The organism is Mycobacterium sp. NPDC004974 (assembly GCF_053600815.1).
In genome coordinates this window covers 63,596-89,240 of the sequence record NZ_JBSGAQ010000011.1, presented here as the reverse complement: position 1 = coordinate 89,240, position 25,645 = coordinate 63,596, and the positions used below count along the sequence as shown (strand labels likewise).

The window sequence follows — 25,645 nt, the reverse complement described above, 5'->3', positions numbered from 1 at the left end:
GTGGTCGCGTTGCCGCCGTGCTTGCCGGCCGAATCCGCGATGATCTGAACCGTGTCGGACTGAGCGCTTCGGGATCGTCCGCGACTACCTGAGAGTGCCAGACGTGCGCCCCCGCAACAGGATCGGCAATACCCTGCATAATCGTCACTGTGACGCACCTGTGTGGTGGCTGGATGCGGTAGTTCGGAGCTAGGTGGCCGAATTGCCTTCCTGTGTAGGGTTTTCCAAGCCAGGAAGCGGATCATCGAAGTTGTTGGGTTACGACGAGGTCGGGCAGCTGGCCGAACCGGCGATGAGGCGGGATCGCTGAGGCGACCGTGTTGCCGGCGGCGTAGTCGGCGTCAGCCGCTTTAGGAACTCGGCTTGTGTATTCGTCGATGGTGATTTCGGCCGGCGGCGAGTTCGATGAGCCGTTGTGTGGATTCGCGATCAGGTATCGCGCCTGCGAGCACGCTGCCTTCCTCACGATGCAAGACCTCGAATCCGCGCTCCAGGCATGCTCTAGAAACGACCATGTGTGTGCATGATTATTCGATAGCCCCAATCAGGTTGTAGGCCGAGCGGAACGCGGCCTGGCCGGTCAGCGCCTTGCCGATCGCGAGTATGTGCACGCGCCCACCACCCCGACACCCGTCACACACCGTCCTCACACAGCGACGACGAACTCCTCCAACAGCTCCTGGCCGCCTACACCCTGCTGCGCGACCCCGCCCACCGCGCCGACTACGACCGCGCCACCGGTCACACCGCCACACCAGCACAATCCGTACAGCGCCATCGGGTCACGGCCGACCGCCTCGCCGAGCCGCCGCATCGACAGCGCGTCGACCTCCTCACGGTCGATGATGCCCAGCGCACTTGCCAGCACTGCTGCGCGGGTGATTGGCCTGCCGTCGCCGTCCTCCTCGCTGGAGTCGGCTGCCTCGGCAACATGCCCAGAATCTGATGGCCCTGTTGGCGGTTGGGTCACGGGGTTAAACGCCACCTTCTGAGCGCGAATCTCTGACCATGCGTCTCCAATGTAGACCTACGGTGTAGACATAGCAATCGTGTGCGGATGTTTTGCAGGCGTAACGACGGTGTCCAGCACACCTCAACATCATAGATCTATGCTGTAGATATACATCGTTGACATTGGTGTCCATGGGGCGTGTAATGAACATCTAGCACCGGATTGAGGCGCCGCCATGATCGTCATCGTTGGATTGGTCGTTCTACTAGTCGCGGCGGTCGTGGGGTTCGCCGGGGTACTCACCAATTCGGGGCCGGCTCACCCGTTGACCGACGGTTTCTCGGTATTCGGTTACCACATCACCGGGTCGACCGGCACGCTGTTCGTCTTGGGAATCATGGTCGGCGCGGCCGCGATGTTGGGTTTGAGCGTGCTGCTGGCTGGTGCCCGGCGCACCGCGGGACGCGGGCGAGATGCCCGGAACGAACTCGCCAGATCCCGACGCGAGGCGGCGTTTCTGAACCAGGAGCGCGCGCAGCGGCTCGAACACCACCAGGACGGCGCACCCGCGGGCACACAGCGCGCCATCGCGGATCCGAAGAGAGATTCTCTGTTCAGCCGCTGGTCGCACAATCGGCAACCGACGCCCACCACGAATGTCGACACGGCTAGTCGGCCAAACCGGGTCGATACCTTCAGCCCGCGCTCGCGGGCCATGAACACCGAAAACCAAGGAGTCCGCAATGAGCGTCGGTAAGAAGATCGCCCACAAAGCCGAAGCTACCAAGGGCAGCGTGAAGAAACTCTTCGGCCGCGCCACGGGCAACACCCGTCTGCGTACCGAGGGACGCATCGACCAGGCCACGGGCAACACCAAACAAGCAGGGGCCAAGTTGAAAGATGCGTTCAAACACTGACCGGGGACCCTGCCCAAAACCATCGACACCAAAACTAGGTAAACGCCATGATCGTCCTCGGAATCATCCTGATCGTTCTGGGGCTGCTGCTCCCCAGCCTCGTCCCTACGTTCGCCTTCGCCCATGTTGTCTTGGTCATCGGCGTCATCCTGTTAGTGGTCGGCCTGCTGCTGATGCTGATGGGACGAGCGGGTCACGCCATCGGCGGCCGTCGCCATTACTACTGAGCCCCTCACAGCCAAACCTCGACGACACAACTCGACCGACTTGACCGCCGGGCGAATACAACACCCGTGGCGCGGGAGGGCCGGCATCGCCGGCGTGCACTGTGAGTCTTCGGGTGCGCCGGCGCCCCAGCATCGACTCGGGCACGGGGCCGCCGCCCCGATAGTGCTGAATGTCAAGGAGATTCCGCGTGCGGCACTGAGGGGAAGTCGACCGCGATCGCCGAGCCTGTCAACTATGGAGGTGTCCACCACACAGTGACGAACGGCAATGTGGCTGCACCCCAGTGCCACACCCACGTCGCCAGAAGCACTGCAATAGCCTCTGGCGCGATCAAAATCCAGGTTCAACCAATCCCAAGGAGTCGACATGTCCACCAGCAGTATCGTTTTCATCCTCCTCATCGTGTTCGCGGCCGCTTTGCTGATCGCCGCAATCGCGTGGGTGGCGCGCAATAAACGCAACCAACATCGCCACGTGGCAGCCGAAGAAATTCGCGAGTCCGCCAGGGACGAAACGCGGCAAGTTCGCCAGCGCGAAGCACAGGCCGACGAGACTGCCGCCCGGGCCCGTGCTGCTCAAGCCGAGTCCGACGTCAAGGCGGCCCAAGCGTCCGGTCTGCAGCAGCAGGCCGCCACCCACCGCAGCCAAGCGGCGACCTCCCGTCAGGAGCTCAACGAACAATGGGACCGCGCGGACACGCTGGACCCGGCCTCTCAGACACCCGAAACACCCACGGCTGCAGATCGCAAGGAACACCAAGACCACTGACGTCTCCAACAAACCTCACAGCGCACTGCTCAACCGTTGATCGACCTCATACTTCGTGTCGGGGTGCCATCAGCCGTCAGCGCAGCGCAGCGCTTAACAGTCGTTAGATCCCCGCCTGACGCAATCAACCCGGTGGTGTAACACGATTCGCAAAGACGTCGGCCACCGGGACAACCCACACGGCCGCGCTGCCCGGCGGGCAATTCAGGATGGGCACGGTTGCTCGGTTGACCCCCCACGATTTCGGCAATGTCGGCTTGATGTAGTCCGGCTCGACGCGCAGGGCAGCTAGCGTCGCCGCACTATGGATGGCCGAGAGATATTGGTACATAGACCATTTGAGAGCGTGCAGTCATCGACGATGAGAATCCTCGCGTCATGGAGCATGCCGACGCCGTCGACACCATCCCAGTACGGCGCGGCCTTGCTCCCGGCGACGGGCGGCATGTATCGGTCGAATGTTCGGTCAAGCCCGGCCGAGAACGCCCACGCTGTGGGCGTTCGGTGACCGTTCCCAGACAGACCGCATACCTGTTCGGGCGAGTCGCCTGACGAGCTCATCGATGGTCGGTCCCCCCGCTTCGACAGCTACCGCACCAGGTAGTGAGGCGGGGATCGGGTCGTCAGCGAATTCGTCCATGCGAGCACTTCATGTCGTCGCCTGCCCTGGACCATGGATCCGTCCCGGGATCGAGATTAGGATCGGTGCGGTACCAGCTCGCACATGTCGACGTCGCGGCGATAACGCGCTCGAAGACCAGCGCGCAACAAGCGCGCACCAATGCGGATTCAGTTGCCATTTCCCACCCCACTTGCTCGACAACGAGCCTGCCACGGGGTCTCGGCGACAAACGAATTAGGTTAGCTATAGCTAATACTGTTCAACGAAATAGCTACGGCTGATGCGAATCTAGCACATTGTTCAATAGTTGCCAATCGCTCGCGGAACGAGCGCCAGTGACAGTCCTTCGATGCCCAAAGGAACATTGGTCCAATGCGCCAGGGCGGCCACCAACTCAGAGTTTCGCGCCACGAACCGGCCACCAATTCCGCTGCAGAGCAAGGGGCATAGCAGGTCAAATAGCATCCAGTTGACAGCGCCACCTGGAGTACCCGGGGGGCCGCCGCTGCGCCGTTCGCGGTCAGCACCCACCCGGGGATCGCCAGCCGCGAAGTATGCGACGCCTTGCCTGTCGCCTTTTCCATACGGTCATGTAGCTAACACTATTCTTGCCTGCGAAATATTTTACATCGGCGTTAGCTAATTAGCTGTACTGACAACTATCGTGAGTCGTCAATTTCGGTGCACGACACAGTGCAATGGTCAATTGCACGTCGCTGCGGGCGGTACTGTTCAGGGTGTAGGACACCGTCCGTGTTCGGGCGCGCGCGGCCAGGCCCGACCATGGATAGAGCGGAGCTCCCGTGAACCCATCGGATCCGGTGAGTGTGGGCGCACGGTTTCTCGAAGCCTTCCGGGGAACCTCGACCCACAAGGATGAACCGTCGCGGCTGTGCGAGGCGTGCGTAGCCGTCCTCCCGGTGACACGATCGGGCATCTCGGTAAGCGTGGAGGGTGTCGGCATCGAAGTACTGTGTGCGAGCGATCGCATCGCAGAACGAGTGGAATGGACTCAGGTCACCCTGGGCGAGGGGCCAGGCATGGAAGCTATCGCCTCAGGCGCACCCGTGATAGTGGCGGACATCGCCGCCGCGCACGATCGCTGGCCGATGTTCGCCAATGACGCCGTCGACGCCGGCGTAGCGGCGATGTATGCATTGCCGCTACAGGTGGGCGCGATCCAAGTGGGTGTTCTCGACCTGTACCGCGATGGTGCGGCCGAATTGGCGGCTGTCGACTTCGCCAATGCGATTGCAATAGCAGAGATCGTGACCGCCATTCTGCTGGGCTCAGGTCGAGGAGACCTGCCCCTCGAGTCGCTCGGGTCTCTATGGGACCAACCCCTGGGCACTCGCGAAGTTCACCAGGCAACCGGAATGGTCGTCGTGCAACTTGGAGTCAGCGCCCGCGAGGCCTACGTGCGCCTGCAGGCGTATGCCTTTTCGCACGGGATGTTGCTGAGCCAAGTAGCCCACGCCATCGTTCACCGCCAACTGCGGTTCAATCCCGACCCAGACCCCGACCCAGAGGCTGGCGCGAATCCGAACCCATCCGTGACGACGTGAGCAAACGTTGACCAGCATGGGTCGAGACGGAAGAATTCATATCGCGGAGAGGAGAAAGGGATCGTGATGGACCGCTACGAACAACTTGCCAAGGCATTCGTTGGATTAGCGGACACGCTCGTTGCAGACTATGACGTAGTCGAGTTTGCACAACGGCTCGTTGACAGCGTCATGGCGTTGCTGCCCGTCTCTGCCGCAGGGATCATGCTCGGTGACGCAACAGGCCGCCTGCACGTGTTCGCCTCCAGCAGCGAGCACACCCGGCTACTTGAACTACTGCAGGTTGAAGCCAACGCCGGCCCCTGCCTGGAGGCCTACCTCACCCGGGAACCCGTGCTGGTACCTGATATCCACCAGGAGCGGCAACGGTGGCCAGCGTTCGCCGAGCGCGCCGCCGAATACGGGTTCGCAGCGGCCTTCGCGCTGCCGCTACGGTTACGAAACGAGTGTGTCGGCGCCGTGAATCTGTTCCGCGCCGAACCCGGTGGGATGTCGGAGACCGACATCGCAGTCGGACAAGGGCTGTCAGACGTCGCTGCGGTTGGGATACTGCACCAACGGATTCTCACCCGCTCTGAGGTCATCAATCAGCAGCTGCAAAATGCTCTCAACACCCGAACGGTCATCGAGCAGGCAAAAGGTGTGCTCGCCGAACGGGGGGCAATCGGGATGGACCAGGCTTTCACCCTGCTACGTGGGCACGCCAGGCGCACCAACCAGAGATTGGCCGACCTGGCGCGTGGAATAGTTGGCGGCGCAGACACCACGGTGATTCTCAGCCCTGGGCCTGCACAATAACCGCCGCTGGAAGCGTCGTAATTCCAGATCCCGAGGAGTCGGCCAAATGCCCATCGAGACGGAACGGACGCGGCGCCGAACCGTGACGCTCTTGTCGGCGGTGGCCGTACTGACGACGATTGTCAGCTGCAACGCCCACTCGGACCAGCCCGCCGCATCCGACGATCCCACGGCGACACTGCCGATGCCGGCCAATGTTCCGCCGTTTCCGTTGCCCAGCGACATCCCACCAGTGCCGTTGCCGAGTGCCGTCCCTGTTGTGCAGCTGCCGAACGAGATTCCGCGGGCGCAACTTCCAGCTGACGTGCCGCAAGTTGAGATGCCGGCCGCGATTCCCCAGATTCAATTGCCTTCCGCGATCCCGCCTATCCCCTTTCCGTGAACAGCCAGAGGCCAGACAATCGTCACCGTGACGTATTATGTTGAGCTGGAACGGATTTCGCGATGAGTTGTCACACGATATTGCCGATACCCGGAATGAAGGACTCAGCAACCGGGTGGTCACGTTTGCGTCCGGCCATTCCTTCACAATCCCTCGCAGGAAGCCGATCTGGGAGAGCGAGCTTGAAAATGGTTCGCACGGTCCCTAGGTATTGGCGTGCGAATGGACCGGTCGTGTACGGCAGGTCGAAGCGGGCGCATATCGACCGAACTTGAGGGGCGATCTGCGCGTAGCGGTTGCTCGGGAGATCCGGAAAGAGGTGGTGTTCAATTTGGTAGCAGAGGTTTCCGCTGAGGAACGCCAACACCGGCCCGGCACGAAAGTTCGCGGTGCCAAGCATTTGTCGTAGATACCATTCGGATTTGGACTCATCCTCCAGTGCGGCGGGCGCGAACTTCTGCGTACCGTCGACGAGGTGTCCGCAGCAGATCACCACATAGGCCCACACATTTCGCAGCACGTTGGCGGCCGCGTTCGCGGTGAGCGTGCGGCGCCATCGTCGAAGACTTAGCGCGGGAAAGATCAAATAGTCCTTGCCGGCCTGCCGCGCTACCTTGCGGACCAAAGCTCGGGTGAGCGCGGATTTGTCGATGCGAGTCGCCGCGCGCTTCTGCTGCGACTCCCACCCCTGCAGGGCGATTCCCCATTCGAACATGATGGCCAGCAATATGCTTCGTAGCGGCTGCAGCAGATTGCCCAACCGCCACTGCTGGTCGCGGGTGACCCGCATGATGCCGTATCCGAGGTCGTCGTCGATGCCGATGACGTTCGCAAATACGTGGTGGCGGTAGTTGTGGGCGTACCGCCACTGTGAGGAGACGCCGGCCATGTCCCACTCCCAGGTGCTGGAGTGGATTTCCGGATCGTTCATCCAATCCCATTGACCGTGGCAGATGTTGTGACCGAGTTCCATGTTCTCGATGCTTTTCGCGGTGGCCAGCGCGGCGGTTCCGAGTGCCCAGCCGGGTCTGCTTCGGCTGGCGGCGATCATGAGGCGTGCCGTGATGTCGAGGCAGCGCTGAAACGCGATGGCCCGCTGAATGTATGCCCGATCTCGTTCACCGCGCGAATTCTCGATGTCGCGACGGATTGCCTCGAGTTCGACACCAAGCAGCTCGACGTCGGCCTCGCAAAGGTGGGCGTATTCGGCTGCGTCCGTTATTGCCATCGTCGTCTTACCAAGTCCGTAGAGAGCCTGTGAGTCCATACCTATTCGCACAGGACGAAGGTGAGTTTGGAAAGCTCCGAGTGCGGTATCGAGGTCACGTCCGTCCGCCGTCGTTCTATGGGGTAGGCGCGGGAGCGGCGCTGGGGACGGCGAGTCGAGCGGCCAGTCCGCTGAGCAGAATGTCGAGTCCGCGGTCGAGTTCGGCCAGGCCGTCGTAGGACGCCCAGGTTGGCGCGAGCTCACGAAGGTGCCGAAACTGGTCGATCGGAAGTCGGTGCAGTCCCAGCCGCAGTACATGGTCGGTTTCCTCAGGCCGCTCGACGATTTCCTGCAGTTCGGTAAGTACGTGCCCGTACAGGAACCCGAACAACGCCCGGTAGACGTGCAGCGCATCCGCTCCGGTGAACCCGGCACCGATGAGCAGAGTGAGAACCTCTTCGAGGTGCCGCAGGATTCCTGGTGGCCGCATCCCAAGCGGTGTCGCCAGCGGACGAGTGACCAACAACGGCACCACATTGGGATGCGCGCGCGCCAGATCGCGGAACTCGTGGCCGAGCTTGCGCAATGCTGTGGCCCAATCCGGCGTTGTGGTGTCCAGCGGAAGCTGTTCGAAGACCATCTCGACGACCCCGTCGAGCACCGCTGCTTTGTTGGGCACATGCCGATAGAGAGCCATCGGGTCGCGCCCGACCGCCTCGCCGAGCCGCCGCATCGATAGCTTGTCGACGCCGTCGCGGTCGATAATCGCGAGGGCGCTGGCTAGGACCGCTGCGCGGGTGATCGGCCCGCTGTCACCGTTTGCGTCGATATTTCGAGCGGCGGGCGCGGGACCTGACGGACCCGCTGTCGGTTGGGTCATGGAAAACTGCCACCTTCCGTATGTCTTCAGTGTGGACCTCCACTGTAGTCCTACGCTGTAGACATAACAATGGCGAAGCACTCGCGCTGTCAACAGAGTAGGACTATGCCGTAGATATACGCTGTTGACAACCTCGTTGATCGAGCGTGTACTGAACTTCTAAGCATCAGTAGAGGCGCCGCCATGATCGTGATCGTTGGATCGGTTGTTTTGCTCGCCGCGGTGGTCGTGGGGTTCACCGGGGTGCTGACAAGCACGGGGCCCACTCACCTATCGACCGCAAATCTCTCCGTATGCGGCGCTGACATAACCGGGCCGACGCACACCGCTTCTCTTCGACGTCTTCGTCGGCGCGTTCCGATGCTCGGCTTGAGCGCGTTGTCGGCCGGTGTACGGCGCACCGCCCACAAAGCCGAAGCCGCCATGGGCGGCGCGAAGAAAGTCTTTGGCCGCATGACCGGCAACACCCGCCGAAGGGCTGAGGGACGCGCCGACCAAATCAAAGGCAACACCAAACAGGCAGGCGACAAGCTCAAAGACGCTTTCAAACACTGATCCCGGGCAAACCCGCCCCCAAACATCTATACCGAAACTAGGTAAATACCATGATCATCCTCGGAATCATCATGATCGTTCTGGGGCTCCTCCTCCCCAGCCTCGTCCCCACATTCGCTTTCGCCCACGTTGTCCTGGTCATCGGGGTCATCCTGCTGGTCGTCGGTCTGCTCATGATGCTGATGGGGCGAACGGGTCACGCCATCGGCGGCCGGCGTCACTACTACTGACCGGCCCGTGGGTCATAGCCGACGACATTGGGCCGACGGCCGTGATCGGCCACATGCCCCGATGGTCGAGGGCATGTCCACTTCGAGGCTGCGTGCAGTACTCACGTCTCACTAATCCCAAGGAGCCGATATGGCTACCAGCAGTATCGTTTTCGTCGCCCTCGTAGTGTTCGCGACGATGGTGCCCATCGCTGTCTTCGCGTGGGTGGCGGGCAACAAACGCGACAAAGATCAATCTGCGACGCCCGACAACATCGACCAATCCGTCGAACAGGGCCCACCGCAATTTCGACAGCGCGAGGGGTGGGCTGACGAGGCCACCGCCGCCCGTAACGCTCCGCGCCGTCCGAAGCCAACGTCTGGGCGGCCCCAGCACGAGGTCTGTCACGGCGGGACGGTCTCCAGCGCAACGAGGCACCGAACTCCCCTCAGCAGCTCAACGACCCAGTGGGACCGGGCGGACACGATGGATACCGTCCCCCAGGCATCGCACGCGCATATGAATGCCGACAGCAAGGAACGCCAAGACAATTGAGAGTCTCCGGCCCCGGGCCTCGCATGAAACAAGCGTCGAACTCCGGGCCCTGGCCGCGCAGCGACTGGCTGATCCCCCGGCCTGAGCCTGCCGCCTGCCGCGGCCCGATATTGGTTTATCGCCGCGCGCAACGGCTATCCCATGGGATGTCATCAACGTCATTTCCGTTGCGTAGGCAGGAGCGGCGATGCCCCGGACGGTCGGCATAGAGGAAGAGTTCCACCTTGTCGACCTCACAACCCGACGGCTGGCAACGCGGGCACCAGAGGTGCTGCACCTGTTGCCTGACGGTTATGTGGCCGAATTGCAGAGCTGTGTCGTGGAGGCGAACGGCAGTGTTGTCCGTACTCTTCCGGACCTGCGGGCCGATCTGACAGCGCGGCGCCGAGTCCTCGTCGGTACCGCCGCCACTCTCGGGTTGGGAGTGGTTGCCGCAGGCGCGGTTCCGTTGTCGGTGCCCAGCGAGATGCAGGTGACCCAGACTTCCCGTTATCAGCAGATGCTTGCCGACTATCAGCTGTTGGCACGCGAACAACTGATCTGTGGGACCCAGATACACGTTGGAATCGACGACCGTGACGAGTCTGTCCTGGTGGCCGGCCGGGTGGCCGCCTATGTTCCCACTCTGCTTGCGCTGAGCGCGAGTTCGCCATTCTGGTCCGACGGATCTGATACCGGCTACAGCAGTGTTCGCACACTGGTATGGCAGCGATGGCCCACCACTGGTTTGGCGCCTCCGGCCACGTCAGCCGCGGAGTACGACACGTTGATCTCCAATCTGGTTGCGACCGGAGTGATCAGCGATGCGGGGATGTCATACTTTGACGTTCGCCCGGCCCTGCGAACGCCCACCTTGGAGCTGCGCGTGTGTGATAGCTGTCCGCGCGCCGACACCATCGTGCTCATCGCGGCTCTCTTCCGCGCGCTCGTCGAACGCGAAATCGAGGGACTACGCGCCGGGGTGCCTGCCGCCATAGTGGTGCCCCCGCTCGGCCGCGCCGCGCTGTGGCGAGCTGCCCGATCGGGATTGGAAGGCGACCTGGTGGACTTGATAAATCCGGCCAGTCGCCCCGCGGGCGATGTGGTTACCGACTTGGTGCAGATGCTCCGACCACAGCTGCAGGCATCCGGAGACTGGCAAGCCGTTGAGGAGTTGGCGCGCCAGGCGCTGGCAGACGGCAGCTCGGCGGCCCGCCAACGTCGCGTCATGCGCATGAGCAACAGCCTGTTCGACGTCGTGGATCACCTCATCGCTGAGACGGCAGACATCGCGCCCCGTGCCCAAGGTGCGTTGGGCAACACGGCATGACAGGACTGACAGTGGTGAGAGTCTTCGGCTCGCCTTTCCCAACGATCGCTTGACCGCGGCCCGCATTCAGACTGGATCAGCGTAGGATCACAACTATCGGCGGTACTTCGTACACGCAACCATTTCGAGTGTGTCATCGCTGATTTGAAGGACAGGGCCGCGCCACGCGGTCCAGACGGGAGCGTCTCCATGACGCCACAGCAGACACGCAGAAATGATCAGAACTCCATCGTGCCGGCGCGTACGCCGCGCCTACGGTTGAAGCCCAAAGCACCACAAAGTGGCTATGTCGACGGGGCGTGGTGGCCGCACACAGATGACCTCAGCGCAGAGCTGCCAGACCTGCTGGCCGTGCTCTCGGTGCGCCTGGGCCGCATCGACCGGGTGCTGTATCACCTGAGCGCATGGGCGAAAGCACCACGAAAGCTCATCACCGGAGGGCGGGCGGTACGCCTGGATGGGTATCGGCGACAGCCGATCAACACCGTTGAAGTTCTCGGGCTCGACGGTGACCGGCTCACGCTACTGGTGATCCCGCCCCACACCGACGCCGACGACGCACACCGCACCATGATGACCGCGGCGCAACCCCACAACGCCGCAACCGTCGACGGATTGCTCATGATCAGCCAACGAGACCGGGACAGACGCACCCAAGCTTCCACTGCTCAAGAACGCTGGGAATCAGAAGGTGGAACTACGGTTCCCCCAAAGTTAGCGCAGCTACGCGGCTGACACCGAAACTTCCCAGCGGCCGGCATTCACCTGATGGCAAATTGCCTCCGGCGACGGATGCGTTGTGACGCATCGGGTTTGGTGGTCGAAACTCTGACCAGGATCAGGGTCGGTCAAAGGAGCGAGCGAATCTCGAACCTGACTCAAGGCTCACCTGGTAGTGATTGCACTATGAGCGGTGATGAAATAGCCGGTGGGGCTTGCGCTTTTCGTCTCCGGACACCTCAGTCCAGCCGCCCACCGGATAGGTCGTGGCCGGCATTGTTTCGGCTCGGATAACTTCTAATGACCCGTCGTTGTGTTTGACATAGCGGTCGCCGAAGCGTGCAAACTCATCAGTGACGCCGTCGTTGCGGGTTACTTGTACAGTCATGGTCAAATCCGATCCCTGACGATATCGCCAGCGTCTTGTTCTTCAGAAGCCGTCACCGGATGGGCATCCGGTGAACGCGCGGCGTGGTTTGGATATCTCTGAATCCCAGCGCTGCTGGGCAACGCTGGCTCGGTCCAAGCTGATCCGGACGCGCGGTTCGATCCCGAGAAGGCGGTCCACACGGGTCTCGTCGCTGGGATGTGCAGCCCTCATCATCGTCGCGTGCGCATCGGAGGCGTCCGCGTGCACAGCTACGACCAGCAAATCGAGTCGACGGAAACCAGCGCCTATCAGACTGATTGTTGAAATCGGTTGGCGTTCATACCCGTCCAGCTTGACTGGAACGCCACCGGTGTCGAGCTTTCGAGGCGCGGGCCGCCAGTCAGACAATCGGTAGAGTACCCGTTCGACGTGTCCCAGCCTGACGGACAGCACCGCTAGTAGGTCGGGAAGCTCATCGCTGAGGTCATCGCCGCGAGGCCACCACGCCCCATCGACGAACCCATTGCGTGGCGCCTTCGGTTTCAACCGCAATCTCGGAGTATGGGACGGGCCTTGCACCCGGTGCGAATTCTCAACCGCTTGTAGCGTCATGTTGACGCTCCCATCTATGGCCGAGCCAAGCGGCCTATTGAACCGATGCTCCAAACCCGGACGGGCAATCTGTATGACGGAACACCAACACGTTTAACGATACTCGCAGTTACACAAAAAAGCGACCGCCATGACCGCGTTCAGCTGGCGCACTGGCATCCCTCGATGCCTGCAGCGAAAGCGCGTCGATCATAAAGTGATCGAACAAGTTTGGTGGCCACATCAGACCGATTGGGCGCCTGGTTCGAGGAGCCGCTTGGGGTGCATGCCATCGACCTGGCCGATGAACGGCGGGTGGATGCTGTAGCCCAGCATGCGCCGAATGTCCTCGGACACCGCCCGCACGGTGTCGCGGGTCATGGACAAGGTGAATGCTTCCTGCGGGCGCAACCACGGCTCGCAATACTGCGCCGTAAGGGCCAGGCGCGCGTTCGCGGATCGATTGGCGCCACCGCCGTGCCACAACGTCCCGAGAAAGAAGGCGCACGACCCGGCACTCATCACCACCGGTTCGCGTTCGGCGGGCTCAGGCTTCCGATCACCCCATTCATGGCTGCCAGCGACGATGTCGGTCGCACCGTTGTCGGCGGTGAAATCATCGATCGCCCAGATAGTGGCTGCACCCAGCGCTTTTCGCGGTCGGGGCAGCGGATAGAAGCTGTCGTCGGTATGCAGCATCTGCGCCTGCTCCCCCGGCAGGATCTTGATCACCTGCAACATCGACAACAGGTAGTTCGGCATGAACAGTCGATCCAGCAGCGCCAGCACGCGTGGATGGTCGGCGATCCGGTCACAGCTGCGGGTCTTGTTCAACACGCTGTACACCCGCTGGGTGGCGTGACCTTCGAACCCGTTGCGGCCCAGCCGATCCAACAGTGGCCCAACAGAATCCCGAATCGCGTCGAGTTCGGCCGCGGTGAGCAGATCAGGCAGGATCACGTATCCGTCGCGAAGTAGTGCCGCGAGGTCTGCCTCGGCCACCGCCGGGTCAACCCGCTCACCGCGGCTGCGGGTGCGCCGATAGGTACCGGCCAGGTCGCCGGCCAACTCCGCCAACGATGTCACTTCAGTGCTCATATCGCCCTCACCGAAACATAACTGACTTCTGTTATTCTTCGGACTATGGCACGGGCCCCGGTCGGACGTCAACAGCTGATCGATGCAGCCCGCGACGAACTCGTGCACGGAAACGGCGCCTTCGAACTCAGCGGGCTGACGCGCCGGGCCGGACTCAGCACCGGCGCGCTCTACCACCATTTCGGATCGAAGAGTGGTCTGCTGACAGCGATCTACGACGGCTTCTACGACGGACTGCGCCACGCGATCGCCGATGCCCACCTACCCACCGGCGACTGGGCCACTCGCGAACGCGACCGCACTCACCGTTTCGTCGCCTATCACCTCGCCGACCCACTGGCGCCGATCCTGCTCAACCGCACCGCCAGCGACCCGCAGCTAACCGAACTCGAAGCCGCCTACATTCACGACCTCATCGACAACGCCGCCGCCAACATCCGCCACGGCCAGCAACTCGGCGAACTGCCGGCCGACCTCGACCCCGACAGCGCAGGCGCCTACGTCATCGGCGGCCTGCGCCACGGCATCGCACAACAGCTCCGAATAACCCCGACACCGAATTCTGACCAAGCCACACAGACACTCTGGCGCTTCACCGCTGCCGTCCTCGGCATCAGATAGCCCGACAGGTCGTCACTGTTTCGCCATGGCGATCTTGAAGCGGTCGGCAGCGGTGATCAGGTGGTCGTGGCTGTCGTCGCCGATGTCGATCTGCACCCAATCGATCTCCCCGTTGAACTTGTTTCCGGTCGGCCCGTAGTCCGGGGAGGCGGGTGAGCCGGTGTCGGCTCCGACATCGCATGCCTCGTCTGCGGAGTAGGCCATCGGCTGGGTCTGTTCGACCCGACCGTTGCCCACCTGTTTGCCGTCGTAGAACAACGAGACGGTGCCGCCCTTGGCCAATCCGCCTCCGTCGTAGGCGAATTCCATTCGCACCTGGTGGCTTCCCGTGGGTATCGGCTCGTCGGCCGTGGTCATGTAGTGCTCCATGCCGAAGAAGCAATAGCAGTACTTGAGCCTGCCCTCATGTACGTACAACGTCCAGCCACCGGCGCTGCCGCCCTGGGTGATGATCACGCCCGACGCACCGGATTCCGGCACAGTGATGTTGGCCGTCACCGAATGCGATTTGTTCTTCAGTGTCAACACCGCGGCCTCACTGATCCGCATCCCGGAGAACAACAGTTGCGAATTACCGGTGATCAGCTGCGGGCGGCCCGAGATATCGGGGTTGATCCGCTCGAACCCGCGATCATCGAGCGGGACGACGTTGTATTTGACCGCCTCGATCAGCCAAAGCCGTTGTAGTTCAGCTAGTTTCTGCGGATTCTGATCCGCCAGATCATGCGCCTGGGTCCAGTCACCGGGGGCGTACAGCTCCCACACGTCGGCGTCGAACGGCGGCGGGGTATCGGCCTTCCATGGTGTTCGGTGCTTGGTGACGGCAGTCCAGCCCTGGTGGTATATGCCGCGGTTGCCCATCATCTCGAAATACTGCAGGTCATGCGTTTCGGGCGTGGCCGCCTCGCGCAGGGTGGCAAGCATGCTGACCCCTTCCAGCGGCGCCTGCTGAATACCGTTGACCGACAACGGCGCCGGCAACCCCGCGGCCTCCAGGATGGTCGGCGCGATGTCGATGACGTGGTGGAACTGGTTGCGGATCTGCCCCTTGTCGGAGATGCCGTTGGGCCAATGCACGATCGTTCCGTTGCGGGTCCCGCCCCAGTGCGAGGCCACCTGCTTGGTCCACTGGTAAGGCGCGCACAACGCATGTGCCCAACCGACGGCGTAGTGGTTGTAGGCGTCGGGCGTGCCGAAGTCATCGATCTTGGACAGCAGGAACTCGGTGGTCTCGATGCCGGGCATTCCGTTGAGTGTGCTCAGCTCGTTGAAGCAGCCGTTGACGGTCCCTTCGGCGGATGCGCCGTTATCGCCGAGGATGTAGTAGATCAACGTGTCGTCGAGGACACCGAGATCGGCAATGGCGTCGACCACTCGGCCGACCGCATCATCGGCCTGCTCCAAGAAGCCAGCGTAGATCTCCATCTGGCGGGCCAGGACCGGCTTCAGTTCCGCAGGCATGTCGTCCCAGCCAGGGATCTCGGCGTGCCGCGTGGTGAGCGCCGCGTCGTCGGGCACCACACCCAGGTCTTTCTGGCGGGAGATCGTCTTGTCCCGCAGGGCATCCCAACCGTCGTCGAACTTGCCCCGGTACTTGTCCGACCATTCCTTCGGCACGTGGTGTGGTGCATGGGTAGCGCCCGGCGCGAAGTACATGAAGAACGGCTTATCCGGCATCAACGCCTTCTGCTGACGGACCCATGTGATGGCGCGATCGGCCAGATTGTCGGTGAGGGTATAGCCCTCATCCGGCGTCCTGGGCGGTTCTACAGCGGTGGTGCCCTCGTACAGGCCGGGAAAGTACTGGTTGGCTTCGCCGCCGATGAACCCGTAGAAATGCTCGAATCCGGATCCGGTAGGCCACTGATGGAACGGCCCCACCGGGGTGATCTCCCACAGCGGAACCTCGTGGCACTTACCGAACTGGGCGGTCGAATAGCCGTTGAGCCACAACGTCTCGGCGATCGTGGCCTTGTCTTTGGGACGGATGCTGTTGTTACCTGGCGCCGAGGTTGCCATCTCCGTGATTGCACCCATCCCCACCGAGTGATGGTTGCGCCCGGTCAGCAGCGCCTGGCGGGTCGGCGCGCACAATGCCGTGGTGTGGAATCGGTTGAGCTTGAGGCCACCAGCCGCCAAGCGCTCGGCTACCGGGGTGCTACAAGGGCCACCGAACGCCGAGGATGCTCCGAACCCGACGTCGTCGAGCAGGACAATCAGCACATTGGGCGCACCTGCGGGCGGACGCAACGGAACGATCGGCGGGTACTTGGTATTGGGATCTTTCGCATCGTATGTCGTCAGGCCGACGTGTTTCGCATCAGGAATCGGAAGCACCTGACGCCCTTGCTGCACTTGGTCCACGACCATCCTCCTCGCTGAACGTCCGACCAATGGCATGCGCTCTGGTCCAGAATGCTACGAGGTTGGCAAGTGTCGAGGTCGCTTATGGCGGTGGCGCGGATTGTCTTCGTGTGAACCGGGAATCGGTGCACCCACCGCAGTCAGCCCCGGTCGTCCTGACCGCGGCCGGTAAGTCGGTTCAGGGTGGAGATGCCCGGGATGTTGGTCAACATCCGGAAGACATCATTGCCCGTGTTGATCAACGATTCGAGTTGTGGCAGGAGGCGGTCCACCGTACGGAACATCGGGTCGGCCATGGCCATATACCGTTCGGTCCGATCGATCGTGGTGTTGAGCCGTTCGGTCGCGACGGCGAGATTCTCCAGCAAATCGGGCAACTGCGCGGCGAGCTGAGCCGACGCGGGTGGAATGCGCAGCGCACCGCTCGCCACGGCCTGTGCGGCTTCCACGGCGGACTGGGCCGTCCCGACCGCCGCCTGAGCGGCTGATTTCAGATCGCTGGGTTTGGGAACTTTCGAGCTACTCATACTGGCAACTGTCCCCCACATCGGCCACGCAGTGGCCAGTAACCAGCAACATTGAGCACTGTTGTCACCCTGCGCTCGCCGCAGGGCAAACTTGACCAATGGCACCGCGGGGCTGACAGCGCCAGCGGCCGCATATCGCCCGGATGTCCGAACGGAAGGAACCCCCATGAGCACACCCCGGACCCCGATCGACCCGGACGCACCGGTGCTCGTGACAGGCGCCAGTGGTTACATCGGCAGCTGGATCGTCCGGTATCTCCTGGAGGCCGGCCACACGGTGCACGGCACAGTGCGCAACCCGCAGAAGACGTCCGGACTCGAGCACCTACACAAGCTTTCGGCTGACCATCCCGGCCGGCTGAAGTTGTTCAAGGCGGACCTGCTCGAGCCCGGCAGCTTCGACGAGGCCATGGCCGGATGTCAGCTCGTCATGCACACCGCGTCGCCGTTCCTGCTCTCCGGCTACAAGGACGCGCAGGAAGCACTGATCCGCCCGGCGCTCGAAGGCACCCGCAACGTGCTGGACGCGGTCAACCGCACGGACAGCGTCAAACGTGTGGTGCTGACCAGCAGCGTGGTCGCGATCTACGGAGATGCCCGTGAGACACGGGACGTCCCCGGCGGTGTCTTCACCGATGAACACTGGAACACCACCAGCAGTGTCGACCACCAGCCGTACCCCTATTCCAAGACCGTGGCGGAGCAGGAGGCCTGGCGGTATCAAAAGGCGCAGGACCGCTGGGACATGGTCACCATCCACCCGGGCCTGGTGCTCGGTCCTTCCCTCACCACCGCCAGCGATTCGGCCAGCCTGAGCACGATGAAACAGTTCACCGATGGCACCCTGCTCGCCGGCGCTCCCGCGTTGACCATGGGCGTGGTGGACGTGCGTGACGTCGCCGATGCCCACCTGCGCGCCGGGTTCACCCCCGAGGCCCACGACCGCTATATCGTCAACGCCGATTCGCTGAGCCTCCTGGAGATCGGCAAGGTGCTGCGCCGCCGGTTCGGACCGTTCTATCCGTTCCCGAGGATGACCGCACCCAAGCTGCTCGTGAAAGCCATTGCCCCGGCAGCCGGGCTGACTCGACAGTTCGTCGATCGCAACATCGGATACCCGTTGGCATTCGACAACAGTCGTAGCCGCGACGAGCTGGGATTGGCCTACCGGCCGGCCGAACAGACCGTGACCGAGCACTTCCAGCAGATGCTCGACGACGGGCTGGTCCGCCGCATGCCCGGTGGCCAGTGACACATCAGTAGCGATCGATCTCGATCAGTCGTTTGTCGCTGATTCCGAAGTGATGTGCGATCTCGTGGAGCACGACGTGCCTGATCTCGAGGCGTAGACGATCCGCGTCGCCGGCGGCGAGTCGCGTGATCGGCCCCGCGAAGACGCTGATCTTGTCGGGGAGCGCTCCGCTGTAGGTGCTGGTCCTTTGTGACAGCGGTACGCCGCGGTACAGGCCGAGCAGCGGCTGGCCGTCGGGAGGCTCGTCCTCGACGACGATCTCGACGTTGCTGATTGCCGCACGCAGATCGGCCGGAAGCGACCTCAGCGCGGCGTTGATCGCCTCATCGAACAGGTCATTGAGACCCAGTCTCGAATCCGCGTCCATCTCTCCAATGGTGCCAGAATCGCGGCAACCATCACATCAGACGGGCTGGGCTCCCGGTTCGGGCAGTCGGTTGGGGTACATGCCGTCGACCTGGCCGATGAACGGCGGCTGGATGCTGTAACCCAGATGCTCGACGACGGGCCGGTCCGCCGGATGCCTGGTAGCTAGCCCGCGGGCTCCGGCGGTAGTCCATATTGCACTGCAATGCCGTTGAGCAACATGGTCATTCGCTGCTGGAAGGTGACTTCGCTGAACGGGTCATAACCGGACTGGGCGACCGCGCGCAACGTCGGATAATCGGTGGCGGGACGCTTGGCGAGAAGTTTGAAGATCCGGGCCAGCCATGGCTGTCCGCTTTCGGCGTGAAGGTGTTCGCGATGCGCCTCGGTGACACTGCCGATCGCCATCGCGCTCACCGCGGCCCACACAGCCATCGCGTCATCGGGCGCCAGTCCGTGCCCGGCGAGCGCCTCGACCGCATCGCCGTTGCATTCCATCTCCATTTCGTCGCGCACCCCGCCCGTGACGAACTTCTCCACCAATGCCGGCTCCGACGCCAGCACAGTCCGGATGTAGGACGCGTAACTGCGCATCCAGGTTGCCCAGTGCTCGCCGGCGTACCGCGGCGGCGGTGACATGACGAGTGCGCTCTCGGCGGCGAGGCGCAGCAGATCGTCCTGGTTCTTCACGTGGTGGTACAGCCCGGGAAGGCTGATGCCCAGATGCTCGGCGACCCGGCGCATGGTGACGTTCTCGCTACCGATCTCCAACACCGCCGCCACGATGGCGCTCTGGTCGATTCGAGGCGGCCGGCCACGCCGCGGCGTTAGGTCGTTGGAGGTCACGGAATCCTCCTACCAGGCGGGACACTCTCGATCTGGGGGTTGACGTTAATCCATATGAGTTCTAAGAATCAATATGAAAATTCAGTCGACCACCTTGATCTGTCACAGAAATGAGCAGCAACATGACTGACGCCGCGCACCGCCAGAACCGTCAGGTCCTGTTGCGCCGCCGCCCCAATGGCCTGGTGTCTCCCGATGACACCGAGATGGTGACGGTGCCCGCTCCAGTACCCGCGGAGGGCGAGGCGCTGCTGCGTACCACCTATGTCGGCATCGACGCCGCCGCTCGCACGTGGCTGGACGGCGAGCCCGGCTATCTTCCACCCCTCGAGCTGGGCGAGGTGGTACGGGTGGCAGGTATCGGCGAGGTCGTCGAATCACGTTGTGATGCCTACAAAGTCGGTGATCTCGTGACCACCCTGACCGGACTGCAGGATTACGCGATCATCCGCGATGACCTGTTCAGCACGCTGGTGGTCGGATACACCGATCCGCTGGCCGTGATGTCGATCTACGGACCGACCGGCGCGACGGCCTACTTCGGCATGAAGGGTGTCGGCAATCCGCAGGCGGGCGAGACCGTCGTCGTTTCGGCGGCCGCGGGTGCCACCGGGTCGGTGGCCGGCCAGATCGCCAAGATCGCTGGTGCTCGGGTGGTCGGTATCGCCGGAGGCCCGGAGAAATGCCGGGTCGTGGTCGAGGATTTCGGCTTCGATGCCTGCGTCGACTACAAGGCCGGCAACCTGACTGCCGCGCTGAAGGAAGCGTGCCCCAACGGGATCAACGTCTACTTCGACAATGTGGGCGGGGATGTTCTCAATGCGGTGCTGGCCAACCTTGCGCACAAGGCGCGCGTGGTGATGTGCGGCCTCATCTCCAGCTATCTCAACGGCGATCACCCCGGGCCGTCCAACTACGTGAACCTGCTCGCCACGGCCTCGACGATGCAGGGCTTCATCGCACTCGAAGAGTGGGCGCGCTTCGACGAGGCGTTCGCCGCGCTGCAGGGTTGGGAACAAGCGGGGCTGCTGGTGCACCGCGAAACCGTTTACGAGGGGCTGGAATCCAGCGTCGAGGCCCTCAACGGCCTGTTCAACGGCGCCAACATCGGCAAGATGCTGGTGAAGATCAACGAACCGGGCCAAGCGTGACGACGACGGATCCCGACCGGAGCGCGGTACCTGCACCGGGAGTTGTCGATACTGCCGACGAGGTCGACACGCACTGGCTCACCGCGGCACTGAACTCGTCCGGCATCGCTGCGACCGTGCGGCAGGTGACCGCGGAACGCGTTGGGACCGGTCAGATGGGTTCCTGCTCAAGACTGTTCATCGACTACTCCGACGGGACCGGGCCCGACCGGCTGATCATCAAGCTGCCGGCTACCGACGCCAACAGCCGGGCAGCCGGCACGCTCAGCTATCGCTGCGAAACCAGCTTCTACCGCGACTACGCACACCGGGTCGGTGCGCGGCTCCCCCGCTGCTACTACGTGGCCTCCGACGCGGAGGCCAACGGCTTCACGCTGTTGTTGGAAGATCTGGCCCCGGCCGAGCAGGGTGATCAGATCGCCGGCTGCACAGTGGATGAAGCCCTGGCCGCGGCGGTCAACGCCGCCGGATTGCACGCCTCCACCTGGAACGACCCCGCGGTGCGCGAGCTGGACTGGTTGATCCCCGACCTGACGGCGATGCCCGAGTTCGCAGCCGAGCTGCTGGCCAACGCCACCGACCAGTTCCTGCAGCGGTACACCCTGCAGCCCGAGACCGCCACGGTACTGCGGCGGTATTCCGACGAGTTCATGTCCTGGGCGGCCGGACGCCGGGAACCGTTCGCACTGCTGCATGGTGACTATCGCCTGGACAACCTGCTGTTCGCCAAGGCGGGTGCCGCCGATCCCGTGGTGGCGGTGGACTGGCAGGTCATGTCGACCGGCCTACCCCTGCGGGATGTCGCGCTGCTCGTCGCGCCGGGGCTGTCAGTACCCGACCGCCGCGCCGGCGAGCGTTCGATCATCGAGGCCTACCACCGACGGTTGGTCGAACTCGGCGTCACCGGATACAGCCTCGAAAGTTGCTGGGACGATTATCGTTACGCGCAGTTCCAGGGGCCTTTCGTCACGGTGCTCGGTGCGCTGGTAGGCCAGCCCTCCGAGCGCGGCGACCGGATGTTCACGGTCATGGCCGAACGGTCGGCCACCGCGATCACCGACCTCGACGCGTTCTCCCTGCTGGGCAACTGAACAGAAACAGGACCGATGCTCACACCGTTTGACGACTTCCCCATCCATTCCTCGGCTGAGCCGGTCGCGACGCCGGCCAGCGCCGACCCCAACCACTACGACCGCTACTGGTTCAACGGTCATCAGCGCGACGGCGAGTTCTACTTCGGTGCGGCGATGGGACACTATCCGGTTCGTGGGGTCATCGACGCGGCGTTCAGTCTGGTCAAAGACGGCGTGGAACACTCGATCTTCGCCTCCGGGGCCATGCCGCTGGACAGGTCGGCAACCGTCGGCCCGTTCCGCATCGAGGTGGCCGAACCGCTGCGGACCATCCGGTACATCGTCGACTCGAATGAACACAACATCGCCTGTGACCTGACGTTCCGCGCCACCACGGTCGCTATCGAGGAACCACGACAAACGCGCCGAACCGCCGAGGGCATCATCCTGACCGACCACACCCGCCTGACCCAATGGGGTACCTGGGAGGGGACGATCAGCGTCGACGGTGAGGACACCGCCGTCAACGCGGGTTCGGTGCCCGGGACCCGGGACCGTTCCTGGGGAGTTCGGCCGGTCGGCGAGCAGGTGCCGGTGCTCCGGCAACCGATGCCGTTCCAGGTGTTCTGGCTTTGGGCACCACTGCATTTCGAAGATCGCTTCACCCACTACGCCTTCCACGAGCACGAGGACGGGCGCCGATGGTTGGAGACCGCGCAGATCCTGGATCCGCTGCCGGCGGGGGCTTCACCGTGCAGTCGGGTCGGTGTGCGGGAGTGCTACGACATCGGCTACGAACTCGACTGGGAGCCGGGGCGACGCGAAATCCGGCGGGCGCACCTGTGGTTCACCGATCCCGTCGAGGGCGAGACGCATATCGAGGTGGAGAAGCTGTTCACCTTCCGGATGCGCGGCATCGGCTATTGGCATCCGCACTGGGGACACGGTTCCAACCACGGACAACTCGAAATCGGCCGGGAATCCATCCGTCTCGACGACTTCGACCCGACCGACTTCGCCTCGATCCACCTACAGAACGTCGTCAAAGCAACGATGGGCGAGCGCACCGGAATCGGCGTCGTCGAGCAGATCGCCATCGGCCCGCACGCGCCATCCGGGCTCACCGGATTCCTGGACGGCCACCGATCCTGAGGCACCTACTGTCGTCGCGGAACTTCGCTAGCTGATTCGCGGATCGGTCACCTCGTCGACCAGTTCATTCGTCGCGGGGTCGAGCCGCTGCAACCGAGACACAACATCGGCATCCGTCGTCACTTTCATGATCAGCTCGGCGGGGTCGAGACCGAGCGATTTCAGTGTCGCCGTTGCGGTCTCGACAGCTTCGTGCTCGCTGATGTCGCGCCCACCGGAATAGACCTTGGTCGTGTGCGCGTACGCAGTTGTTCCGTTCACCGGGCGGTGAAATGAGATCCTCCGGACACTGACGGCCGGAAGTGGCGGGCCGGAGAAGGTCCCGCTGGTATCGAACTGATTGACGACCGACACCGATGCGCCGTTGTCCGTCATGAGGTCGAAATGCAGCTCGGTCACGCCGACCGCGACAAGAGACGGTCCGTTCACGGTGACGGTTGATCCACCGACAACGGCAGTACGAAAGAACCCGAAGCTCCGGAAAATCGGTTTGGGCGGAAGATCTACGTTGAACTCCATGTGCAACGCAAGGTTCGATTGAGCGACGACGGAGCGCGGCGCGTGCGAGTAGTGAACGGTGGCCGTATGGCCCCAGGTTTGGACGGTATCCGTCAAGACGATCATCACCGGCGTCCCTTCTGCATCCCGATGTCCACAAGCGTATGGACCGGCGGTGCAGGTGCCATGAGTATTCCGCTACCTGTTCTGGGGCACCCGGTCATCGGGGACTGTCCACCTGGCCCCGGTGCATCAGGAACGCGGCCGGCTCGAGTTCGGCCGCCCCGTGAAAGAACTTGAGCTGAAGCGGCTCCCCACTCTGCAAGATCCGCAGCAGCGATTCCAGCAACTCGGGGACCACATCCATCACCACGTAGCGATCGAGCCCCAGGTAGCAGCTTTGCACGGGCCGCCGGATGTAGATGTAGCCCGCAGTGCGGTCCTCATTCACCAGTTCGATCCAGCCGAGGAAATCCACGTCGGTACCAGATCGGTACAGCACGGTGCGGTATCCGGTGACGGGATTGACCTGCCTGATCGGGTAGTCGGCTTCCTCGGCACGCAGCCGGCGATCATCCCGCAAGTCTTCGGGCAATAGATCGGGATTCATCGCTCCCCCTTGAATGGTGTCGCCTCCTCTCCAATTCTGATTGGCCAAAACCGCGGCGTACCGCGTAGTCGACTACGCCATTCGGGGACCCGGCCGTCGCCGGGCTCGATACCAAACCGCAACCTCTACAAGGAATTACAGAAGTGCAATTTTGTTGCGAGTGGGACTCACGTGATTATTGTGATGTAGAGTACGTACGTACGTAGTTACTACGTAGTTATTGAATGGTCCGATACCGGATCGGCCACGGCCGACCCAGGGCGGAAAGGAACTGCGGGACCATGCCTTCCAATCCGCGCTCGGACCAGATCTCCTGCGAACGTCGAACACTTTTGCGCACAGGGGTTTTGGCTGCAGCCTCGCTGGCGTTGATAGGGTCGCCGCTCGCCCACGCCGAACCCAACGCCGGACAGTGGGATCCCACTCTGCCCAACCTGCTCAGCGCGGGTGCGCCCGGCGATCCGGTGGCCATCGCCAATGCGTCGTTACAGGCAAGCGCTTTTGCGGCGCAGACAACCTTTGACATGGGGCGAAAATTCTTGGGGAGCCTGGGACTCGCACCGGCTGACACCGGTGCGGCGGCTCCCGTACTCCGCGGCAACCGTGTGTATGGCAGACAGGCTGTCGAGTACGTCATCCGGAGGGCCGGCACCCAACTCGGAGTGCCCTATTCCTGGGGAGGCGGCAGCTTGACCGGGCCCAGCCGAGGGGTCGATTCTGGAGCCGGCACCGTCGGGTTCGACTGTTCTGGACTGACCCGTTACGCGTTCGCCGGTGTCGGCGTGCTGCTACCCCGCTATTCGGGCGACCAATACACCGCGGGACGCCAACTCGCGCCGTCACAGGCCAAGCGGGGCGACCTCCTGTTCTGGGGACCCGGCGGTGGACAACACGAGGCGCTCTACCTCGGCAACGGTCAAATGATCGAGGCCCAGCAGACAGGTGTCCCGGTCAAGATCTCGCCGGTCCGCAAATCGGGGATGACACCCAATGTCACCCGCATCATTGAATACTGACGCGATAATCGCCAGGTGAGCATGACCGGTCGACGAGTCCCGTTGTGGCTACTGGCGTGTGCACTCATTTTGGGCGTCGTCGCTGTGATCGCCGTGAGAACACATGGCTTTGGTCTCGTGGACGCGGCGGGTCGCGAGGCTCAGGATCGTTGCGAGACCGATGTGCGCGGCAAGCTGGTGACGCCCGCGACCGCACAGCTCACCGACGTGGAGTCGAAGCTCAGTGACCTCGAGCCCGACAGTCGGGACTTGTTCCCGTTGACCACCGACGAGCCGCTGAAGGGCGTCGAGCACTCACGTATCACCGTATGGAACGTGTCAGGAACGGTCGACGCGCAGACCGAGGCCGGCAGTGCGATTTCGGATCCCTTCACCTGCCGGGCGTATTTCGTCGACGGCCACCTGGCGGACACGCTCGTTGTGTTCGAGCGCGAGCACTGAC

The 25,645-nt window shown here is 63.0% G+C and carries 30 protein-coding genes and 2 pseudogenes; 19 read left to right on the top strand and 13 right to left on the bottom strand.

The features are described from left to right. Positions 1-766 precede the first annotated feature (766 nt). A pseudogene (locus ACWEFV_RS22725) lies at positions 767-970 on the bottom strand (TetR/AcrR family transcriptional regulator); the annotation flags it as partial. Positions 971-1,187: 217 nt separating this feature from the next. Between ACWEFV_RS22725 and ACWEFV_RS22720 the strand changes: the two are divergent. From ACWEFV_RS22720 to ACWEFV_RS22690, 7 genes are all read left to right on the top strand, one after another. Beyond that, the gene (locus ACWEFV_RS22720; protein WP_450071825.1) at positions 1,188-1,709 is read left to right on the top strand and encodes a hypothetical protein; all 522 of its coding nucleotides are present in this window, start codon (positions 1,188-1,190) and stop codon (positions 1,707-1,709) included. Beyond that, positions 1,696-1,869, top strand: a complete 174-nt coding sequence (locus tag ACWEFV_RS22715; RefSeq protein ID WP_205265375.1) for a CsbD family protein — start codon at positions 1,696-1,698, stop codon at positions 1,867-1,869. The genes ACWEFV_RS22720 and ACWEFV_RS22715 overlap by 14 nt, the downstream gene beginning before the upstream one ends. Before the next feature lie 47 nt (positions 1,870-1,916). Then, a complete protein-coding gene (locus ACWEFV_RS22710; protein ID WP_205265376.1) occupies positions 1,917-2,096 on the top strand; it encodes a DUF6131 family protein in 180 nt (59 codons plus the stop codon). Between the two features lie 367 nt (positions 2,097-2,463). Then, positions 2,464-2,865 (top strand): hypothetical protein, encoded by a 402-nt coding sequence (locus ACWEFV_RS22705; RefSeq protein ID WP_450071824.1) that lies wholly within the window; start codon positions 2,464-2,466, stop codon positions 2,863-2,865. Between the two features lie 1,425 nt (positions 2,866-4,290). Beyond that, entirely contained in the window at positions 4,291-5,052 is a 762-nt protein-coding gene (locus tag ACWEFV_RS22700; RefSeq protein ID WP_450071823.1) for a GAF and ANTAR domain-containing protein, read from the top strand. 66 nt (positions 5,053-5,118) lie between these two features. Further along, positions 5,119-5,850: a GAF and ANTAR domain-containing protein gene (locus tag ACWEFV_RS22695; protein WP_450071822.1), complete on the top strand. Its 732-nt coding sequence runs from the start codon at positions 5,119-5,121 to the stop codon at positions 5,848-5,850. 46 nt (positions 5,851-5,896) lie between these two features. Next, the gene (locus ACWEFV_RS22690) at positions 5,897-6,232 is read left to right on the top strand and encodes a hypothetical protein (RefSeq protein ID WP_450071821.1); all 336 of its coding nucleotides are present in this window, start codon (positions 5,897-5,899) and stop codon (positions 6,230-6,232) included. Between the two features lie 70 nt (positions 6,233-6,302). Here the strand turns inward: ACWEFV_RS22690 and ACWEFV_RS22685 are convergent, their stop codons facing one another. Beyond that, positions 6,303-7,460: a fatty acid desaturase family protein gene (locus ACWEFV_RS22685; RefSeq protein ID WP_450071918.1), complete on the bottom strand. Its 1,158-nt coding sequence runs from the start codon at positions 7,458-7,460 to the stop codon at positions 6,303-6,305. 115 nt (positions 7,461-7,575) lie between these two features. Continuing rightward, positions 7,576-8,319 carry a TetR/AcrR family transcriptional regulator gene (locus ACWEFV_RS22680; RefSeq protein WP_450071820.1) on the bottom strand — a complete coding sequence of 248 codons (744 nt, stop codon included), beginning with the start codon at positions 8,317-8,319 and terminating at the stop codon, positions 7,576-7,578. A 183-nt stretch (positions 8,320-8,502) separates the two neighbouring features. Here ACWEFV_RS22680 and ACWEFV_RS22675 point away from each other — a divergent pair, with 183 nt between their 5' ends. The 5 genes from ACWEFV_RS22675 to ACWEFV_RS22655 all read left to right on the top strand — a co-directional run bounded on the left by ACWEFV_RS22675 (position 8,503) and on the right by ACWEFV_RS22655 (position 11,683). Further along, the gene (locus tag ACWEFV_RS22675) at positions 8,503-8,874 is read left to right on the top strand and encodes a CsbD family protein (protein ID WP_450071819.1); all 372 of its coding nucleotides are present in this window, start codon (positions 8,503-8,505) and stop codon (positions 8,872-8,874) included. 50 nt (positions 8,875-8,924) lie between these two features. Next, positions 8,925-9,104: a DUF6131 family protein gene (locus ACWEFV_RS22670; protein ID WP_450071818.1), complete on the top strand. Its 180-nt coding sequence runs from the start codon at positions 8,925-8,927 to the stop codon at positions 9,102-9,104. Positions 9,105-9,234: 130 nt separating this feature from the next. Beyond that, positions 9,235-9,639 (top strand): hypothetical protein, encoded by a 405-nt coding sequence (locus ACWEFV_RS22665; protein WP_450071817.1) that lies wholly within the window; start codon positions 9,235-9,237, stop codon positions 9,637-9,639. Between the two features lie 187 nt (positions 9,640-9,826). Then, complete coding sequence (locus ACWEFV_RS22660; protein WP_450071816.1) at positions 9,827-10,948, top strand: carboxylate-amine ligase; 1,122 nt, start codon at positions 9,827-9,829, stop codon at positions 10,946-10,948. A gap of 189 nt (positions 10,949-11,137) precedes the next feature. Then, positions 11,138-11,683 carry a DUF5994 family protein gene (locus ACWEFV_RS22655; protein WP_450071815.1) on the top strand — a complete coding sequence of 182 codons (546 nt, stop codon included), beginning with the start codon at positions 11,138-11,140 and terminating at the stop codon, positions 11,681-11,683. A gap of 169 nt (positions 11,684-11,852) precedes the next feature. Here ACWEFV_RS22655 and ACWEFV_RS22650 read toward each other — a convergent pair whose 3' ends face one another. The 3 genes from ACWEFV_RS22650 to ACWEFV_RS22640 form a co-directional block, all read right to left on the bottom strand. Beyond that, complete coding sequence (locus ACWEFV_RS22650) at positions 11,853-12,056, bottom strand: hypothetical protein (protein WP_450071814.1); 204 nt, start codon at positions 12,054-12,056, stop codon at positions 11,853-11,855. 42 nt (positions 12,057-12,098) lie between these two features. Further along, complete coding sequence (locus tag ACWEFV_RS22645) at positions 12,099-12,650, bottom strand: DUF5994 family protein (protein ID WP_450071813.1); 552 nt, start codon at positions 12,648-12,650, stop codon at positions 12,099-12,101. A 222-nt stretch (positions 12,651-12,872) separates the two neighbouring features. Beyond that, entirely contained in the window at positions 12,873-13,727 is an 855-nt protein-coding gene (locus tag ACWEFV_RS22640; protein ID WP_450071812.1) for a phytanoyl-CoA dioxygenase family protein, read from the bottom strand. 45 nt (positions 13,728-13,772) lie between these two features. Between ACWEFV_RS22640 and ACWEFV_RS22635 the strand changes: the two genes are divergently transcribed. Continuing rightward, on the top strand, positions 13,773-14,348 hold the full coding sequence (locus tag ACWEFV_RS22635; RefSeq protein ID WP_450071811.1) for a TetR/AcrR family transcriptional regulator: 576 nt from the start codon (positions 13,773-13,775) through the stop codon (positions 14,346-14,348). Positions 14,349-14,360: 12 nt separating this feature from the next. On the opposite strand, the gene ACWEFV_RS22630 is transcribed toward ACWEFV_RS22635, so the two are convergent. Together ACWEFV_RS22630 and ACWEFV_RS22625 are read right to left on the bottom strand one after the other, a co-directional pair. Further along, a complete protein-coding gene (locus tag ACWEFV_RS22630; protein ID WP_450071917.1) occupies positions 14,361-16,703 on the bottom strand; it encodes an arylsulfatase in 2,343 nt (780 codons plus the stop codon). 149 nt (positions 16,704-16,852) lie between these two features. Then, complete coding sequence (locus ACWEFV_RS22625) at positions 16,853-17,239, bottom strand: hypothetical protein (protein ID WP_450071810.1); 387 nt, start codon at positions 17,237-17,239, stop codon at positions 16,853-16,855. A 166-nt stretch (positions 17,240-17,405) separates the two neighbouring features. Between ACWEFV_RS22625 and ACWEFV_RS22620 the strand changes: the two genes are divergently transcribed. Continuing rightward, positions 17,406-18,491: an SDR family oxidoreductase gene (locus ACWEFV_RS22620; protein ID WP_450071809.1), complete on the top strand. Its 1,086-nt coding sequence runs from the start codon at positions 17,406-17,408 to the stop codon at positions 18,489-18,491. A 4-nt stretch (positions 18,492-18,495) separates the two neighbouring features. Here the strand turns inward: ACWEFV_RS22620 and ACWEFV_RS22615 are convergent, their stop codons facing one another. The 3 genes and pseudogenes from ACWEFV_RS22615 to ACWEFV_RS22605 form a co-directional block, all read right to left on the bottom strand. Continuing rightward, positions 18,496-18,858 carry a metallopeptidase family protein gene (locus ACWEFV_RS22615; RefSeq protein ID WP_450071808.1) on the bottom strand — a complete coding sequence of 121 codons (363 nt, stop codon included), beginning with the start codon at positions 18,856-18,858 and terminating at the stop codon, positions 18,496-18,498. Positions 18,859-18,894: 36 nt separating this feature from the next. After that, positions 18,895-18,984 (bottom strand): annotated as a pseudogene (locus ACWEFV_RS22610) (phytanoyl-CoA dioxygenase family protein); the annotation flags it as partial. Positions 18,985-19,022: 38 nt separating this feature from the next. After that, complete coding sequence (locus ACWEFV_RS22605; protein ID WP_450071807.1) at positions 19,023-19,703, bottom strand: TetR family transcriptional regulator; 681 nt, start codon at positions 19,701-19,703, stop codon at positions 19,023-19,025. Between the two features lie 122 nt (positions 19,704-19,825). Here ACWEFV_RS22605 and ACWEFV_RS22600 point away from each other — a divergent pair, with 122 nt between their 5' ends. The 3 genes from ACWEFV_RS22600 to ACWEFV_RS22590 are packed head-to-tail and all read left to right on the top strand — an operon-like array spanning position 19,826 to position 23,079. After that, positions 19,826-20,854, top strand: a complete 1,029-nt coding sequence (locus ACWEFV_RS22600; RefSeq protein ID WP_135454671.1) for an NADP-dependent oxidoreductase — start codon at positions 19,826-19,828, stop codon at positions 20,852-20,854. Further along, entirely contained in the window at positions 20,851-21,945 is a 1,095-nt protein-coding gene (locus ACWEFV_RS22595) for a phosphotransferase (protein ID WP_450071806.1), read from the top strand. The genes ACWEFV_RS22600 and ACWEFV_RS22595 overlap by 4 nt, the downstream gene beginning before the upstream one ends. Positions 21,946-21,960: 15 nt before the next feature. Continuing rightward, positions 21,961-23,079: a hypothetical protein gene (locus ACWEFV_RS22590; protein WP_450071805.1), complete on the top strand. Its 1,119-nt coding sequence runs from the start codon at positions 21,961-21,963 to the stop codon at positions 23,077-23,079. Positions 23,080-23,106: 27 nt separating this feature from the next. Here ACWEFV_RS22590 and ACWEFV_RS22585 read toward each other — a convergent pair whose 3' ends face one another. Both ACWEFV_RS22585 and ACWEFV_RS22580 read right to left on the bottom strand, forming a co-directional pair. Beyond that, the gene (locus tag ACWEFV_RS22585; RefSeq protein WP_135454665.1) at positions 23,107-23,508 is read right to left on the bottom strand and encodes a hypothetical protein; all 402 of its coding nucleotides are present in this window, start codon (positions 23,506-23,508) and stop codon (positions 23,107-23,109) included. A 289-nt stretch (positions 23,509-23,797) separates the two neighbouring features. After that, the gene (locus tag ACWEFV_RS22580; protein ID WP_450071804.1) at positions 23,798-24,187 is read right to left on the bottom strand and encodes a hypothetical protein; all 390 of its coding nucleotides are present in this window, start codon (positions 24,185-24,187) and stop codon (positions 23,798-23,800) included. A gap of 281 nt (positions 24,188-24,468) precedes the next feature. On the opposite strand from ACWEFV_RS22580, the gene ripB reads away from it, so the two are divergent. Next, positions 24,469-25,203, top strand: coding sequence for an NlpC/P60 family peptidoglycan endopeptidase RipB (gene ripB / locus ACWEFV_RS22575; protein ID WP_450071803.1), 735 nt, complete (start codon positions 24,469-24,471; stop codon positions 25,201-25,203). Positions 25,204-25,224: 21 nt separating this feature from the next. Then, positions 25,225-25,644: a hypothetical protein gene (locus tag ACWEFV_RS22570; RefSeq protein ID WP_450071916.1), complete on the top strand. Its 420-nt coding sequence runs from the start codon at positions 25,225-25,227 to the stop codon at positions 25,642-25,644. Position 25,645 lies beyond the last annotated feature (1 nt).